At 58.6% G+C, this 15,040-nt stretch carries 16 protein-coding genes and 1 pseudogene; 14 read left to right on the forward strand and 3 right to left on the reverse strand.

The genetic code is table 11. The features are described 5' to 3' along the window. Positions 1 to 33 precede the first annotated feature (33 nt). Both JZX87_RS27600 and pobA read right to left on the reverse strand, forming a co-directional pair. Positions 34 to 1,206: an ABC transporter substrate-binding protein gene (locus JZX87_RS27600; protein WP_206829032.1), complete on the reverse strand. Its 1,173-nt coding sequence runs from the start codon at positions 1,204 to 1,206 to the stop codon at positions 34 to 36. Positions 1,207 to 1,291: 85 nt separating this feature from the next. Beyond that, positions 1,292 to 2,464 carry a 4-hydroxybenzoate 3-monooxygenase gene (pobA, locus tag JZX87_RS27605; protein WP_206829033.1) on the reverse strand — a complete coding sequence of 391 codons (1,173 nt, stop codon included), beginning with the start codon at positions 2,462 to 2,464 and terminating at the stop codon, positions 1,292 to 1,294. 112 nt (positions 2,465 to 2,576) lie between these two features. On the opposite strand from pobA, the gene JZX87_RS27610 reads away from it, so the two are divergent. The 8 genes from JZX87_RS27610 to JZX87_RS27645 all read left to right on the forward strand — a co-directional run bounded on the left by JZX87_RS27610 (position 2,577) and on the right by JZX87_RS27645 (position 9,769). Continuing rightward, positions 2,577 to 3,455, forward strand: a complete 879-nt coding sequence (locus tag JZX87_RS27610) for a helix-turn-helix domain-containing protein (protein WP_206829034.1) — start codon at positions 2,577 to 2,579, stop codon at positions 3,453 to 3,455. 369 nt (positions 3,456 to 3,824) lie between these two features. Then, the gene (locus tag JZX87_RS27615; protein WP_148144146.1) at positions 3,825 to 4,259 is read left to right on the forward strand and encodes an acetyl-CoA carboxylase biotin carboxyl carrier protein; all 435 of its coding nucleotides are present in this window, start codon (positions 3,825 to 3,827) and stop codon (positions 4,257 to 4,259) included. Continuing rightward, positions 4,259 to 5,626, forward strand: a complete 1,368-nt coding sequence (gene accC, locus JZX87_RS27620; RefSeq protein WP_206829035.1) for an acetyl-CoA carboxylase biotin carboxylase subunit — start codon at positions 4,259 to 4,261, stop codon at positions 5,624 to 5,626. The genes JZX87_RS27615 and accC overlap by 1 nt, the downstream gene beginning before the upstream one ends. After that, positions 5,623 to 6,036, forward strand: a complete 414-nt coding sequence (locus JZX87_RS27625; protein ID WP_206829036.1) for an acetyl-CoA carboxylase — start codon at positions 5,623 to 5,625, stop codon at positions 6,034 to 6,036. The genes accC and JZX87_RS27625 overlap by 4 nt, the downstream gene beginning before the upstream one ends. After that, positions 6,033 to 6,740 (forward strand): 5-oxoprolinase subunit PxpB, encoded by a 708-nt coding sequence (pxpB, locus tag JZX87_RS27630; protein ID WP_148144143.1) that lies wholly within the window; start codon positions 6,033 to 6,035, stop codon positions 6,738 to 6,740. Before JZX87_RS27625 ends, pxpB begins: the two co-directional genes overlap by 4 nt. Then, positions 6,737 to 7,732 (forward strand): 5-oxoprolinase subunit C family protein, encoded by a 996-nt coding sequence (locus JZX87_RS27635; RefSeq protein WP_206829037.1) that lies wholly within the window; start codon positions 6,737 to 6,739, stop codon positions 7,730 to 7,732. The genes pxpB and JZX87_RS27635 overlap by 4 nt, the downstream gene beginning before the upstream one ends. An 11-nt stretch (positions 7,733 to 7,743) precedes the next feature. Further along, positions 7,744 to 8,511, forward strand: coding sequence for a LamB/YcsF family protein (locus JZX87_RS27640; protein WP_148144141.1), 768 nt, complete (start codon positions 7,744 to 7,746; stop codon positions 8,509 to 8,511). Positions 8,512 to 8,566: 55 nt separating this feature from the next. Then, complete coding sequence (locus JZX87_RS27645; protein WP_148144140.1) at positions 8,567 to 9,769, forward strand: pyridoxal phosphate-dependent aminotransferase; 1,203 nt, start codon at positions 8,567 to 8,569, stop codon at positions 9,767 to 9,769. 24 nt (positions 9,770 to 9,793) lie between these two features. Here the strand turns inward: JZX87_RS27645 and nac are convergent, their stop codons facing one another. Next, positions 9,794 to 10,699, reverse strand: coding sequence for a nitrogen assimilation transcriptional regulator NAC (gene nac, locus JZX87_RS27650; protein ID WP_148144139.1), 906 nt, complete (start codon positions 10,697 to 10,699; stop codon positions 9,794 to 9,796). A gap of 230 nt (positions 10,700 to 10,929) precedes the next feature. On the opposite strand from nac, the gene JZX87_RS27655 reads away from it, so the two are divergent. The 6 genes and pseudogenes from JZX87_RS27655 to JZX87_RS27680 all read left to right on the forward strand — a co-directional run. Next, the gene (locus JZX87_RS27655; protein WP_148144138.1) at positions 10,930 to 11,703 is read left to right on the forward strand and encodes an SDR family oxidoreductase; all 774 of its coding nucleotides are present in this window, start codon (positions 10,930 to 10,932) and stop codon (positions 11,701 to 11,703) included. After that, on the forward strand, positions 11,700 to 12,407 hold the full coding sequence (locus JZX87_RS27660; RefSeq protein WP_148144137.1) for an amino acid ABC transporter permease: 708 nt from the start codon (positions 11,700 to 11,702) through the stop codon (positions 12,405 to 12,407). The genes JZX87_RS27655 and JZX87_RS27660 overlap by 4 nt, the downstream gene beginning before the upstream one ends. Continuing rightward, complete coding sequence (locus JZX87_RS27665; RefSeq protein WP_148144136.1) at positions 12,404 to 13,162, forward strand: amino acid ABC transporter permease; 759 nt, start codon at positions 12,404 to 12,406, stop codon at positions 13,160 to 13,162. Before JZX87_RS27660 ends, JZX87_RS27665 begins: the two co-directional genes overlap by 4 nt. Continuing rightward, the gene (locus tag JZX87_RS27670; protein WP_206829038.1) at positions 13,159 to 13,926 is read left to right on the forward strand and encodes an amino acid ABC transporter ATP-binding protein; all 768 of its coding nucleotides are present in this window, start codon (positions 13,159 to 13,161) and stop codon (positions 13,924 to 13,926) included. Before JZX87_RS27665 ends, JZX87_RS27670 begins: the two co-directional genes overlap by 4 nt. 36 nt (positions 13,927 to 13,962) lie before the next feature. Next, positions 13,963 to 14,799, forward strand: a complete 837-nt coding sequence (locus JZX87_RS27675) for an ABC transporter substrate-binding protein (protein ID WP_148144134.1) — start codon at positions 13,963 to 13,965, stop codon at positions 14,797 to 14,799. A gap of 107 nt (positions 14,800 to 14,906) precedes the next feature. Further along, positions 14,907 to 15,040 (forward strand): annotated as a pseudogene (locus JZX87_RS27680) (4-carboxy-4-hydroxy-2-oxoadipate aldolase/oxaloacetate decarboxylase); the annotation flags it as partial.

The following is a 15,040-nucleotide window of genomic DNA, read 5'->3' on the forward strand; positions in this document are numbered from 1 at the left end:
TCTGGCCTGCCGATCTGTGAAACCGTCGGCCGCTTACTTCGCGGCGGCCAGACCCGGATCGCCCTGCTTCTCGAAGGTCTGATCCTCCTTGTTGAAGTATTTGCCATCCGAACCCCTTGCCACTTCCCGAAGATAGATGTTCTGGGTGATGTGACGGCTTTCCGGATCGATGGAGACAGGGCCGCGAGGGCTTGTCCAGGCCAGTCCCTTGACGGCATCGACGGCTTTCTGGGCATCCTGCTTGCCGCCCGTCGCCTCGATCATCTTGTAGATGACATGCATGCCATCGAACGCGCCGACGGAAGGAAAGGACAGTTCCGCTTCGTTGCCGATCGCCTTGGTCGCTGCCTCGACGAAGGTCTTGTTTTCGGGGGAATCGTGAGAAACGGCATAATGGAACGTCGTCTGTATTCCCAATGCAGCGTCGCCCAGTGCCGGCAGATCCGACTCCTGGGTCAGGTCACCCGGCGCATAGAACTTGGTGCCGGCCGCTTTCAGACCATTGTCGTTGAACGCCTTGACGAAGCCGAGCGTGGTCGGGCCGGAAGGCAGGAAGGCGAACACACCTTCTGCGCCCGAATCCTTGATACGCTGCATGATCGGGCTGAAATCGTTTGTGGAAAGCGGCATTCGTATTGCCTCCACGATCTTCCCGCCGGCTTCTTCGAAGGCCTTTCTGAACGCATTTTCGGCATCGACACCCGGTCCATAGTCACTGACGACCGAAATGATCTTCTTGACGCCTGCATCGGAAGCAACCTTTGCGATGGGCGTGGAGGTCTGCCAGGTGGTGAACGAGGTTCTGACGACCAGAGGGCTGGTCTTCATGATGGCCGATGTTGCAGCGTTCATGATGACCATGGGCACGTTGCCCTGCTTGAGGATCGGCGTGACCGCCATTGCATCCGGAGTAAAGTAGAAGCCTGCAAGATATTGAACTTTTTCCTTGACGATCAGTTCCTGGCCGAGAGCCTTGGACTGGGCAGGGTCCGCTGTCGGAATATCGCGGTAGACAATTTCGACCGTATCGTCGCCAATTTTGTTACCGTGAAGTGCGATATAGGCGTCTATTCCCGCCTTGAAGTTCTTGCCCTGCAGGGCGAAGGGCCCAGAGAAGGGACCAACCACGCCGACCTTGATGACGTCGGCGGAAGCGGTTCCGCACAAAGTCATGACCGCGAAAGCGGTAATTGCAGCCTTTTTCATGTTCATTCCTCCCGGTTAAACAGGGCCCGCCTCCAACATCGTGCCCTTTGAATTGCAACAATGCTACCCGTTGCTGTCGTCCACGCTAAAACGGTAATCCCACGTAGTTTTCTGCCAGAGCGGTGGACGCGGCCCGGGAATGGGTTAGATAATCGAGCTCCGCTTCCTGAATTTTCTGATCAAATTCACTCGTCTCCGGAAAGCGATGCAGCATGGTCGTCATCCACCACGAAAAGCGTACAGCTTTCCATACCCGTGCAAGAGCTTTTTTCGAATAGGAATTCAGTCCTGCCTCGGACCCTTCCAGATAATATTCGCGCAAAGAATTGAAGAGATAATGCACGTCGCTTGCGGCAAGGTTCAAGCCCTTGGCACCGGTGGGCGGAACGATGTGAGCGGAATCGCCAACAAGGAACAGACGGCCAAAGCGCATGGGCTCTGCCACAAAGGAACGCAGCGGAGCAATCGACTTCTCGAATGACGGAGCGGTTACAAGAGCTTCGGCATGGGACGGCGGTAGCCTGCGCCGCAGTTCGTCCCAAAACCGGTCGTCGCTCCAGTCTTCCGCTTTCTGATCGAGAGGACATTGTATGTAATAACGGCTGCGGCTTGCTGAGCGCATCGAACACAGTGCGAAGCCGCGCGGATGATTTGCATATATCAGTTCGTGGCTGACCGGAGCGACATCCGCGAGGATGCCGAGCCATCCGAACGGATAAACTTTCTCGAAGAGGTTTAATGCGGCCTCGGGAACCGACCTGCGGCTCGTTCCATGGAATCCGTCGCAGCCCGCGATGAAATCGCAATCGATACGATGTGTTATGCCGTCTTTTCGATAAGTTACATAGGGGTCTGTTCCGGAAAAATCATGCGGCTGCACGTCGTCAGCCTCATAGACGGCATGCGCACCGCTTCGTTCACGTGCATCCATCAGGTCGCGCGTGACTTCTGTCTGACCGTAAACCATCACCCGCTTGCCGCCGGTCAATTCGTTGAGATCGATCCGATGATCGCGACCGTCGAAAGCAAGATCGAAACCATCATGCGGCAGCCCTTCGGCGGCCATCCGTGCACCGGCGCCCGCCTGGTTCAGAAGCTTGACGGTCCCTTCCTCAAGTACCCCGGCTCGAACGCGGCCGAGGATATACTCCTTGCTCACCCGATCGAGGATGAGATTGTCGATCCCCGCTTCGGTCAGAAGCTGGCCAAGCAGCAGGCCCGACGGTCCTGCGCCTATGATGACGACTTGATGCCTCAATCACGCCTCCCAACGAAACTGATAATTGCAAATTCCATGATTGGGAGTTGCGGCGAAAGAGACGCTCTGTTCTTTTAATTGTACTTTTCGAACATCGGGAGGAGCGGTCGCAATGCCACGGGTTCCCACCTATGCCCTATATGGTGAAACGGATACCGGTGATCCGGGCTTCTGGCTGCATCATGAAACGATCCATGCCAGAAGCAGCCAGCACGACTGGGAAATCCAGCCTCACCGGCACACTGCTTACTTTCAGATCCTGCATATTGCCGCCGGAGGCGGTGACGTCCTCTTCAACGAAGAGACCCTTAGTTTGAAGCCCGGAACGGTAATAACCATTCCTCCGGGAACAAGTCATGGGTTCCGATTCTCAAAAACCGTTGTCGGCTCGGTTATCACGATCCTTTCGTCACATCTCGACCATGCACCCGGTGAGAGAAGCTTGTTTGGCCAGTGGCTGGCTCACCCCCAAAAGATTGCTCCCGAACCTCAGGTGCCGGATGCGGAAGAGGCCGCGCGCATCTTGGGGCGGATAACTGCCGAGTTTGAAAGTCGAAATCGCGGACGCAATGAAATCCTGAGAGCCTATGTCTCCGTGCTGTTGCACCTGTTGTTCCGAATTGGCTGCGATCAACGCACTTGGGACGGCTCGTCCGAAGACACCCGGGTGGATGCCCTGATGAACCTGATCGACCAGCATTTCCGAACCCATCGAGCGTTGTCGTTCTATGCTGGGAGAATCGGGGTTTCGCCGACACATCTCAATCGCCTCGTTCATGCCTGGCATGGATGTTCGGCACATGAACTGATCGAGCGCAAGATTATCGAGGAAGCGAAGAGACAGCTCATCTTCTCTATGACCTCTATACAGCAAATATCGTATCGGCTGGGTTTCCAAGATGCCGCTTATTTTTCCCGCTTTTTCGCTCGATGCACGGGCAAGGCACCGAAAGATTGGCGTTCATTGGAACGTGCCCGTATTGACTATTGATAGCCTCGGCGAGCAAGGCAAGAATGAACTGGACGCGTGATGGCGGAGTAGGAGCCAAGCACAAGCCAGCTTTTTCATGGCGAGATTCAAATCTTCCGGTCGACGACCTAAGCGGTGCGCATGATGGCGATCGCTCTGTTAACTGGGATATTTTCTTCGTGGTCATTGGAGATGAGAAACTGTTCGTTGAAACTAGGCGGCAACGGTTCGGTACACATCAAGAGCAGGAGCCATGTCCTGTATCATCGTTGCTCCATTGAAAGTTCGTCTGACCCCATTAGACCTTTGCCTATGTTACGACATTGGCTGTGATCCGCTGTGTCTCGATCTTTGCGGCGGCATCGATGCAGCCCAATTGTGGACCGGGGAATGGACCTTTCAAAGATAGAAAAACTCATCGCGTTTGTGGGGCGGTCCAACGTCACCGAACTGGAGGTCACGGAAAAAGGCACGACAGTCCGGATATTCCGAGATGGAGGCCGAGATACACCCGTAACGAACCCCGAGAGTTCGAGCGTGACCGCCGATATAGGACAGGTCGAAGGCGCTGCGGTTGAAGTCAACGAAAAGGCCGGCATGGTCACCGCACCTGTCTTTGGCGTGCTGCATGCCTCCCCGGCACCAGGAGATCCTCCGTTCGTGGCCGTCGGAGATGATGTTATCGAGGGGCAGACACTTTTCATCATCGAAGCGATGAAAGTGTTCAACAAGATAGCTGCACCGCATGCCGGCAAGATCACGCGCCTGACGGATGTGAATGGCTCGGAGGTCGAGGTTGGCGACATGCTGGCGGAGATCGCGTGATGCCGTCACACCAGCGTTTCGACAAGGTTCTTATTGCCAATCGCGGTGAAGTTGCCTTGCGCGTAGTTCGCGCCTGCTGCGAAATGGGCCTGAAGACCGTCGTGGTCTGCTCGGAAGCGGATCGGGACTCCGCCTATGTGAAAAGCGCGGATCAATCGATCTGCATCGGCCCGTCGAGCGCGTCCAAAAGCTACCTGAACCAGAATGCCATCCTGCTGGCGGCGCGCCTCAGCGGTGCCGGCGCCGTTCATCCAGGTTATGGATTTCTTTCGGAAAACACCAGCTTCTCGGCGGCAGTAGAGAAAGCGGGGCTGACCTTCATCGGCCCGGATGCCAGCGCCATTGCCACGATGGGAGACAAGATTGCCGCCAAGAGCGCCATGATGGCGGCTGGCGTGCCTTGTGTGCCGGGTCCAGATACAGAGCTTCCATCGGAACCCGAAGCGATCCGGGCAATTGCAGCCGAGATCGGGTATCCTGTGATCGTCAAGGCTGCCGGCGGTGGCGGCGGACGCGGCATGCGCGTTGTGTCAGGCGAGGCAGAGCTGCTGGAAGCCGTGGCCCTGACCCGTGAAGAAGCACGCAAGGCCTTTGGAACGCCGGCGCTCTACATGGAGAAATTCCTTCAGCATCCGCGCCATATCGAAATTCAGGTCCTGTGTGATACGCATGGAAATGCCGTCTGGCTTGGCCATCGTGATTGCTCCATGCAGCGCCGTCACCAGAAAGTGGTCGAGGAAGCGCCGGCTCCCGGTATTTCTGAAACACTGATTGGCCCTGTCGGCGAAGCCTGTGTCAAGGCGTGTCAGCAAATCGGCTATCGCGGTGTCGGAACGTTCGAATTCCTCTACGAAGACGGCGCTTTCTATTTCATCGAGATGAATACCCGCCTGCAGGTCGAACATCCGGTGACCGAGGAAACCAGCGGCGTCGATATCGTCCAGCAGCAATTGCGTGTGGCGCAGGGTGAGGCATTGTCGATGGCGCAGGTGGACGTGATCTGCGCCGGTCACGCTATCGAATGCCGCATCAATGCCGAAGACCCGATGACTTTCATGCCCTCAGCAGGTGTGATCACGGCTCTTGAACTGCCAAAGGGCGAGGGCATTCGTGTCGATACCCATGTCGAGGCCGGCTACAAGGTCTCGCCTTATTACGACTCGCTGATCGCCAAGCTGATCGTGCATGGCCAAGACCGGGCCGATGCCATGCAGCGCACGCGGTCCGCCCTGGCATCCTTCAAGCTGGACGGCATCGCCACCAATCTGCCGCTGTTGCGCGAACTGTTTGACGATGCAGCCTTCGCCGAGGGTGAAACGGATATCCATTATCTTGAAAAATGGTTGAAGACGCGGGGGGCAGCATGACCAAGCCGGATTTCAGCGACCCCGCAATCATCGAACGGTTGGCCGCAGCCCTTGAAACCGCTGGCGTCGATGGGATTGAAATCACCCGACCCGACCAGAGCCTGCTGATCCGCCTTTCGAGTTCTGCCAAGGGGCCTGCGCGTCAAGTGCGTTCCGGCAAGACTGATTCAGTAGGTGCTGTGGCGATCGTGAAGGCGCCTATGGCCGGTGAGTTCTGGTCGTTAGACCTGTCACGTACCGCCACGCCGGCTGCATCGACCGCGCGCGACGCGATCGGCTTCCTGCGGGTTGGCCCTACCCTGCTGCCGGTCTCCGCTGGACCGTCAAAACGCTTGGGCCGTCACTTAGTTGAACCCGGAACGATCGTCGGTTTTGGCGATCCGATTGCTGAAGTCGAGACAGAAGCATGAGCGCCTCAGTCGCCAAAATCACCCAGCCTGTCGAAGCGCTTGCGCTCGGTCGCAATGGCGCCCGTGTTTCCCCGATCGGTTCGCGCGCATTTCTTCTCGAAGCGACCGGTGAATTCGACCTTGCCTCGCAGCGACGGATCTGGGCCCTGTCCCGCGCCGTCGAACTGTGGAGCGAAACGCTCGAGATCGTACCCGGCATGACCAATCTTCTCGTCGTTCTGAAGATGACGCCCGAAGATCCGGAACTTCTGGCGTTGCGCCTGTTGGACGCCTGGGAACAGGCCGAAAGCATCGATCTGGCAGGAAGGACAATCGAGATCACCGTAACATACGGAGGCGAGCACGCGACCGATCTTGCCGCTCTCTGCGACAGGTCGGGCCTTTCCGACCGCGAGGTTGTTCGCATTCACTACGAAGGCACCTATAGGGTGTTTGCACTCGGTAGTGCGCCCGGTTTTGGTTACCTTCACGGGCTTGATCCGCGCATCTACATGCCGCGCAAGACCGTGCCGTCGCTCAACATGGCGCGCGGCTGCGTCACCATTGGCGGCATGCAGACGGGTGTCGCCGTCCTTACCGGCCCTAATGGCTGGAATTCGATCGGTTTTGCCGAATTGCAGATGTTCGACCCGATGTCGGCCACACCTGCCGTGATGGCGCCGGGTGATACGGTGCGTTTCGTGCCAGCGAGCATAGAGCTATGATAGAGATCATCCAGACAGGACCGTTCAACACGGTACAAGACCTTGGCCGTACCGGCTTCCGCAATATTGGCGTGACCACCAGCGGCGCCATGGATCCGCTGGCACTCAAGGCTGGCAACAGCCTGCTCGGCAACGAAACCGGCGCGGCAGTTCTCGAAGTTCAGACCTATCCGTTCAAACTGCGTTTTGCGAAGCAGACGGCTTTTGCCGTAACGGGTGCCGATTGTGGCGCATCGCTTGACGGTCGTATGGTACAGCCGTGGTGCGCTCTGCCGATTGAAGCCGGGCAGGTGCTGGAGCTAGGGCAGCCGCGGGTTGGAACACGCGCCTATATCTGCATTGCCGGTGGGATCGATGTCGCGTCGGTCATGGGGTCGCGCAGCACGTCGCTGCGTGGCGCTTTCGGCGGCAGTGAGGGACGTTTTCTGAGCACGGGCGATGTTCTTAAACTGGGTGAGGTTTCCACCGCGCTGAACTTTCCGGCAACTGGCCTTGCGGTTATCGATCCAGCCTTTGCGCTTACCGATTTTTATCCTGCCAATGAGGATGGGGCCCTTGTTGTTCGCGCCATTCCGGCCGGAGAGCATGCCCTGTTTGGCGCGGATGCCGAGCGTTTCTGGATGCAGACTTGGAAGATTTCCACACAAAGCGACCGTACCGGATATCGCTTGATGGGTGAACCGATCAAGCCGACGACGCCGGTTGAAATGCGCTCGCACGGTGTCGTGTCCGGTGTCGTTCAGGTTCCACCAAGCGGTGAGCCGATCATCCAAATGGCCGATGCCAATACGGCTGGCGGTTATCCCAAGATTGCCGGCGTAATCGAGGCCGATCTCTGGCGGCTCGGGCAGGCGCGTATCGGCAGCCGTCTGCGTTTTGTCCGTGCAACGCATGCTCAGGCGGCGGCCGTCGAAAAGGCAGTGGCGACTTTCATCGATGATGTTCGCAGCACGTCTCGAATGGTTTGCGATGCATTGCAGGCCATGAAGTGAGGGAAGAAGAGATGAAGATCGATCTTAATTCCGACATGGGCGAAGGCTTTGGTCCCTACAGCCTGTGCGACGACGAGGCGATGATGAAGGTGGTCTCCTCGGCCAACATCGCTTGTGGTTTCCATGGCGGCGATCCCGATACGATGGCGCGCATGGTGCGCCTTGCCAAGGAAAACGGCGTCGGCATCGGTGCCCATCCTGGTCTGCCGGATCGCGCCGGTTTCGGCCGCCGCGAAATTCCCTATTCCGCCGATGAACTGCGCCAGCAGATGCTTTACCAGCTGGGTGCGTTGAAGGCGATTGCGGCGTGCGAAGGTCAGCGCGTTGCACATTTCAGTTTTCACGCGGCCATGGGCAACATGGTCAATCGTGATCCGAAGCTGGCCGACCTGATGATGGATGCGATCCGCGCCGTCGATCCCGAACTGATCATTTTTGCCATGCCCGGCAGCGAGATCGAAGCGGCTGCCAAGCGCGCCTCGCTGAAGACGCTGCTGCTGTTCCTCGCCGACCGCGCCTATGACGCGCAGGGGCGTCTTGTTGCCCGCGGATTGCCGGGTGCTCTGGTCAAGGATGAGGGGGCCGTGCGCGCCCGCGTGCGCCAGTTCCTAGTCGACCGCACGGTCACCACAATCGACGGCGCGACCATCGACATGCCGGCGAAATCGGTTCTCGTTCACAGCGACACGCCGGGTTCGCTCGAGCTGGCGCGGATCGTGCGCAGCGAAATCGAGGCCGCCGGCGGCACGCTTGCACCTGCATCAGAGGTTGTCGGCTGAAGCCACGGCCTTTCCCTTTTTCCATCCAGAATTAGACAAACCGGAAGACCAAATCATGCCCGCCACAGCCGACCGTTTGAAAAATGTCTCCATCTCCGCCTCCGCAGCCATGACGCAACGCGCCCGTGAACTGGCCGCCCAGGGGATCAAGGTTGTCAGCCTCTCCTCCGGCGAGCCGGATTTCCCGACACCGCCGCATGCGATCGAGGCCGCTTACGCCGCAGCACTCGCGGGCGACACCAAATACCCGACAATGGACGGCACGCCGGCCATGAAGGCGGCGATCATCCGCAAGTTCAAGCGCGAGAACAACTTGACCTATGAGCCGAACCAGATCGTCGTTTCGGGCGGTGGCAAGCAGGTCATCTTCAATGCGGTGTTGGCCACCTGCAATCCGGGTGATGAAGTTGTCATCCCGGCGCCGTCATGGGTCAGCTATGCGGATATCGTCAAATTCGCCGGTGGCGTTCCGGTCTCGGTGCCGTGCCCGGAAAATGCAGGTTTCAAGCTGCGCGCAGAAGACCTCGAAGCAGCGATCACGCCACGTACCAAGTGGCTGTTCCTGAACTTTCCGAACAACCCGACGGGCGCTGCCTGCTCGCGCGCGGAAATGGCGGCAATCGCTGAGGTCATGCTGCGCCACCCGCATGTCTGGATTCTGACCGACGATATCTACGAGCATCTCGTCTACGACGATTTCGAGTTCTGCACGATCGCCGAAGTCGAGCCGCGTCTTTATGATCGGGTTCTGACCATGAACGGCGTGTCCAAGGCCTATGCAATGACCGGCTGGCGTCTGGGCTATTGCGGCGGCCCGAAGGATCTCATTGCCGCGATCAGCAATGTCAACGGCCAGAACAGCGGCGGCACCTCGACCCTGACACAGGCGGCAGCCGTTGCGGCACTCGATGGTCCGCAGGATCTGCTGAAGGAACGCTCTTCCATCTACAAGACCCGTCGAGATTATGTGCTCGGCCGTCTGGCCGAAATCGAGGGTCTGCGTGCCCATAAGCCCGAAGGTGCGTTCTATATTTTCCCGAACATGTCCGAGCTGATCGGCAAGACCACCAAGGGTGGCCGCAAGATCGAGACCGATGTCGATTTTGTCATGGGTCTTGTCGAGGAGCACCATGTCGCGACCGTGCAGGGTGCGGCCTACGGCATGAGCCCGTATTTCCGCATTTCCTACGCCACAAGCATGGAAATGTTGGAAGAGGGCTGCAACCGGATCGCACAGTACTGCAAGGACATGAAGTAAATCGGTTTCAGCTGGTTATGACGGTCAGGCCTTCAGCCTGGCCGTCAGTTCGACAAGAATATTCTTGACCGCGACCGCCGGTTGCGAAAGCGGCGTTTGATCGGATACACACAGAGACAAAGTCTCCTCGATGCGCGGCGACACAAGGCGACAAATCAGTTTTTCGCTGGATTCGGCAATCAGCCGGTCGGCGATCGCCTTGGGCATGATCGTGGCGCCAAGCCCCCGATCGACAGAACGGCTGAGCGTTCTCACGATTTCCACTTCCGCCACCACTTTCAGCTCGACCTTGCTGCGCGAGAACGCGGTATCGACCGCACGGCGCACGAAGTTATAGGCGGGCGGCATTAGGAACGGCAGGCCGTCGAGTGCCGTGACCGGAACGGGCGCGTCGCTGGCCTCGATTTCGAAATCCGGATGCGCGACGACAAAAAACTCTTCTTTCAGCAGCGGTTCGAAACGAACGCCCTTGATCGGGCCGACACCATGAATAAGCGCCATTTCCAGACGGCCGTTCATGATCATCTGGCTATAGGTCTGGCCGACGCTTTCCGTCAGGTGCAGGAGGATGCCGGGATGGCGTTTTCGCGTTTCCGACAGAAGCTCGACCGAAAGCGTCGCCGCGCTGCTGAACGGGACAAGCCCGACAGAGACACGACCGGCCAGTGACTTGCCGGCTGTGGTGACGTCGGATTGCGCCTGTTCCATCTGCCGCAGGATGATTTGCGCGTGGCGATAAACTGCCTGACCGGCGGCGGTCATCGTGACGCCCTGCTGGCTGCGGATCAGCAGCTTCTGCCCGAAATGATCCTCGAGCGCTGCAAGCTGTTGGCTGAGCGCCGGCTGGGCAAGATGCAGGATATCGGCGGCGCGTGTGATGCTGCCGCTATCGACGATGACGATGAAGGATTTGAGGCGCCGGATATCCATTATGGTCGATGCTGCCTGTGTTGTTATCACCGCAAATGAGGTCGTGAGCGGTTTGCGACCTGCTGCTTCGCGGTTGAAGAGAAAACCTAGCCGCTTGATTTATAAAGCGCAAATGCAGCCTTCCGCAACACGTGCGGACATCCATAACGCTTCCTTATTAGCCCAAAACTAATCGGTCTTAGGCAAGTGAAAAAAGCTTCGCTAGTCTCATCTTAACAAAGGGGATCGACATGCCATTTTCCGACTACAAGACTGCTCTGGTAACCGGCGCTTCGTCGGGAATCGGTGCCGCCGTCGTTGAACGACTGTGCCGCGAGGGGCTTGAAGTCCACGCCGTTGCGCGTAGCGCCGAGCCGCTGCACGAACTGTCCGAGCGTACCGGCTGCATCGCCCACGCGGTTGACGTAACCAACCGGGAAGCTCTCGCAGAGCTGACTGGCCGCGTGGCATTCGACGTCCTCATCAACAATGCCGGCGTCGACCGGCCGAAGAAGTTTCTTGAAGCGGAAGATGGCGATATCGACCTCTTGATCGACGTCAACCTGCGCGCCGTCCTGCATCTCTGCCGCATGGTGGTGCCCGGCATGGCAAAGCGGGATCGCGGCCATGTCATCAACATTTCCTCGATTGCCGGCAATTACAATTTCGGCGGCAACTCGACCTATCATGCCGTAAAAGCAGGTGTCGCCATGCTGTCGAACCAGCTGCGCATCGACACGTTTGGCAAGCGGGTGAGGGTGACGGAAATCTGCCCGGGCCGAGTTGCGACCGACATCTTCAACCACGTCCACGGCAATGACCCATCGATCCGCGAGCGCTTCATCGACGGTTTCGAACTACCACAGGCTTCCGATATCGCAGATGCGATCGCCTTCGCGATTGCTGCACCTGTTGCGGTCAATATCGGCCATATGGAAATCACCCCGACGCTTCAGGTGATGGGCGGCCTGCAGACGGCCAAGCCGCAGACCCCTGCCGCCCGTTCCGAAGGGACCACGCGGTGAACGGGTTCGATCTTTCGGCAATCCTCAACAACCCGGAATACATCTCGATGCTGCTGCACGGCATCGAGATGACCTTCATCATTTATATCGGTTCGTGGACGCTGGCGATGACGCTGGCCATCCTTCTGCTTGCGCTGCGCGTGTCGCCACTGCGCATCGGTGAACCGATCGTTGCTGCCTATGTGTCCTACCATCGTAATGTGCCGACACTTGTGCAGTTGATGCTCTGGTATTTTGGCATTTTCACACTGATGCCGCAGGGCCTGTCGGACTGGCTGGCGAACAACAATGCCGAAGCCATCTTTGCGGTGATCGGCCTCGGCTTGTGTCAGGCTGCCTATTTCAGCGAAGACCTTCGCTCCGGCCTGCGCTCGGTCAGTCCCGGCCAGATGGAGGCCGCCCAGGCACTCGGTCACGGGTACGCCTCTGCCATGCGCTTCGTGATCATGCCACAGGGCGTGCGCAACGCGCTGCCGCCGCTGATCAATCACAGTGTTTCGCTTTTCAAGAACAGCAGCCTTGCCATCGTCATCGGTGCTCCTGAACTGACCCATGCAGTCAAGGAAATCGAAAACATCAGTTTCCGCACCTTCGAAGTCTACATGATCGGTACGGTGACCTACCTGTTCTTCTCGCTCATCATCATGGGGATCGGCGCCTATATCGCGATGCGAGCCGATCCGGCGCGGAGGGCACGCGCATGATCCAGGATTTCATCACCATCATCCAGGATTATTGGCTGCTTCTCCTGATCGGCCAGTATCCCAACGGCCCGCTCGGCGGTCTCGCCAACACGCTGATCCTGTCGGCCCTGGCCATCGCATTCGCCTTCCCGGTCAGCATTCTCATGGCGCTCGCGCGCCTGTCGAAATGGTGGTTCCTGCGCTGGCCGATGACCGCGCTGGTCTATGTCACCCGCGGCGTGCCGCTTTTGATGCTCATCCTGTGGTGCTATTTTGTCATCCCGCTCTGGACGGGTGCCGATGTGCCGAGCTTCCTGATCATGCTGGTGACGCTAGTCATCTATCAGGGTGCGTTCCTCAGCGAAGTCGTTCGCGCCGGCATTGTTTCGCTGGGGCAGGGGCAGATGGATGCGGCGCGGGCTCTCGGCCATGGCTATATGGGTGCCATGCGCTTCGTCATCTTGCCGCAGGCGCTCTACAACATGATCCCGAGCATGATCTCCACCTTCGTCTCGACGATCAAGGATACGACGCTCGGTTACGTCATCAATGTGCCGGATCTGACATTCGCCGCGAGCCAGGTGAACAACCAGCTTCTGACCCAGCCCTTCCAAGTCTTCCTCATTCTCGCAGTGGTCTATTACATCCTCTGCTGGAGCCTGACCTATGTCGCCAACAGCGTCGAGCGGCGTATCGCCCGCCGTCGTGCCGGGCCGCGCAATGCCCGCCTTCCGGCCGAGGCCGCGCCCCTCAAAACCATTACGGAGCAGCTATGAGCACCTCAGTGTCCGAACCGCAGGCCGCCCAGGCGATCCGTATCGCCGATGTCTGCAAGAACTACGGCGACTATCAGGTCCTGAAGAACATCAATGCCGAAGTGGCGCGGGGCGAAGTGGTGGTGATCTGCGGCCCGTCCGGCTCCGGAAAGTCGACGCTTATCCGCACCGTCAACCGGCTGGAAGAAATCAACAGCGGCGGCATCAGCTTTGAGGGGCAGGATATCCACGCGCCGATGCGGGCAAGTGAACTCAACAAGCTGCGCAGCCGTATCGGCTTCGTCTTCCAGAGTTTTAACCTCTTTCCGCACCTTTCGGTCGTCGAGAATGTCTCGATGTCGCCGATCCGGGTGAAAGGTGTGCCGCCTGCCGCTGCCCATGACAAGGCTCTCAGACTGCTTGACCGCGTTGGTCTCGCCGACAAGGCGAATTCCTATCCAGGTCAGCTTTCCGGTGGTCAGCAGCAGCGCGTGGCGATTGCCCGTGCACTTGCCATGGAACCGCCCGTCATGCTGTTCGACGAACCGACCAGCGCGCTCGACCCGGAAATGGTCGGCGAAGTGCTGAGCGTCATGAAGAGCCTGGCCGCCGAAGGCATGACCATGCTCTGCGTCACTCACGAAATGGGTTTTGCCCGCGATGTCGCTGACCGCATATGGTTCATCGACGCAGGCGAAATCCTCGAAACCGCTCCTCCCGAAGACTTTTTCAAGAATCCACGACATCCGCGTGCCCAGCGCTTCCTCGCTGATCTGCGGCACTGACTGCCTTCCACATAAAATAACAATGGAGAACAGCAAATGAACTGGAAATTCGCAACTCTCGCAGCACTCGTCGCCAGCACCGCTGCCGTCGCGCCTGCAAAAGCAGACCAGCTTGCCGACATCCTGTCGGCCAAGAAGCTGCGCTGCGCAACCTTTGCCGACGTGCCGCCATTCTCGGCGCCGGATCCGAAGACCCGTGAAATGGCCGGCTTCGACGTCGATCTCTGCAATGCCATCGCCAAAGAACTGGGCGTGACGGCGGAAGTGAAGCCGGTTTCGGTCGAAGCCCGCGTGCCGGAAGTCAAGCTCGGCCGCGTCGACATCACCGTAGCGAACCTCGCCTATACCCAGAGCCGCGCCGAGCAGATTCAGTTCAGCGATCCCTATTATCTCGCCAAGGAAATGCTCATCGTTCCGGCGACGGACGAAGGCAAGGCCAAGGCCGACTATGTCGGCCAGCGTATCGCCTCGGCCAAGGGTTCGACCTCGGAAATGTCGATCAAGCTCAACAAGTCCGAACCGTTGACCTTCCAGGACACGGCTTCCGCCTATCTCGCCGTGCAACAGGGCAAGGCGCGCGGCATGGTCGCCAACACGATGACGACGACCAAATTCGTCAACGAGTCGAAGACCCGCGGCAAGGAAATGCGCATGATCGAAGAGCCGATGCTGTACCAGCCGATCGGTATCGGCATGCAGAAGGATCAGCCGGCGCTGACCGCCAAGGTCAACGAAATCCTGCGCAAGCTGGATGCCGATGGCGAGATCAACAAGATCTGGGACAAGTGGCTCGGTCAGGGCACCGAATACAAGATGACCCGTACCGACAAGGTTGTTCCACTCTCCGAACTGAAGTTCGATCCGATCCCCTAATCTGAGGGCGCATAGCGCCTTCTGATCCCAAACCAAAATCCGACAATTGCCAACGGCGGCAGCCTTGCCGCCGTGCGGTTTATCTATGGCCACGAGGAGGGCCTGCAATGGTACATATCAAAGACATTCCCGAGCGTCCCTCCAAGGAGGATCTGGCTGCGATCGCAAAATTTTCGCCCGCCACCATTCACGAAGCACAGGGCCGTCGGGGCGCCTTGTCGTCGCGGCTGAAGCCGGTCGA

Origin of the sequence: Agrobacterium sp. Ap1, from assembly GCF_017313375.1 — a bacterium.
Classification (GTDB): domain Bacteria; phylum Pseudomonadota; class Alphaproteobacteria; order Rhizobiales; family Rhizobiaceae; genus Neorhizobium; species Neorhizobium cellulosilyticum.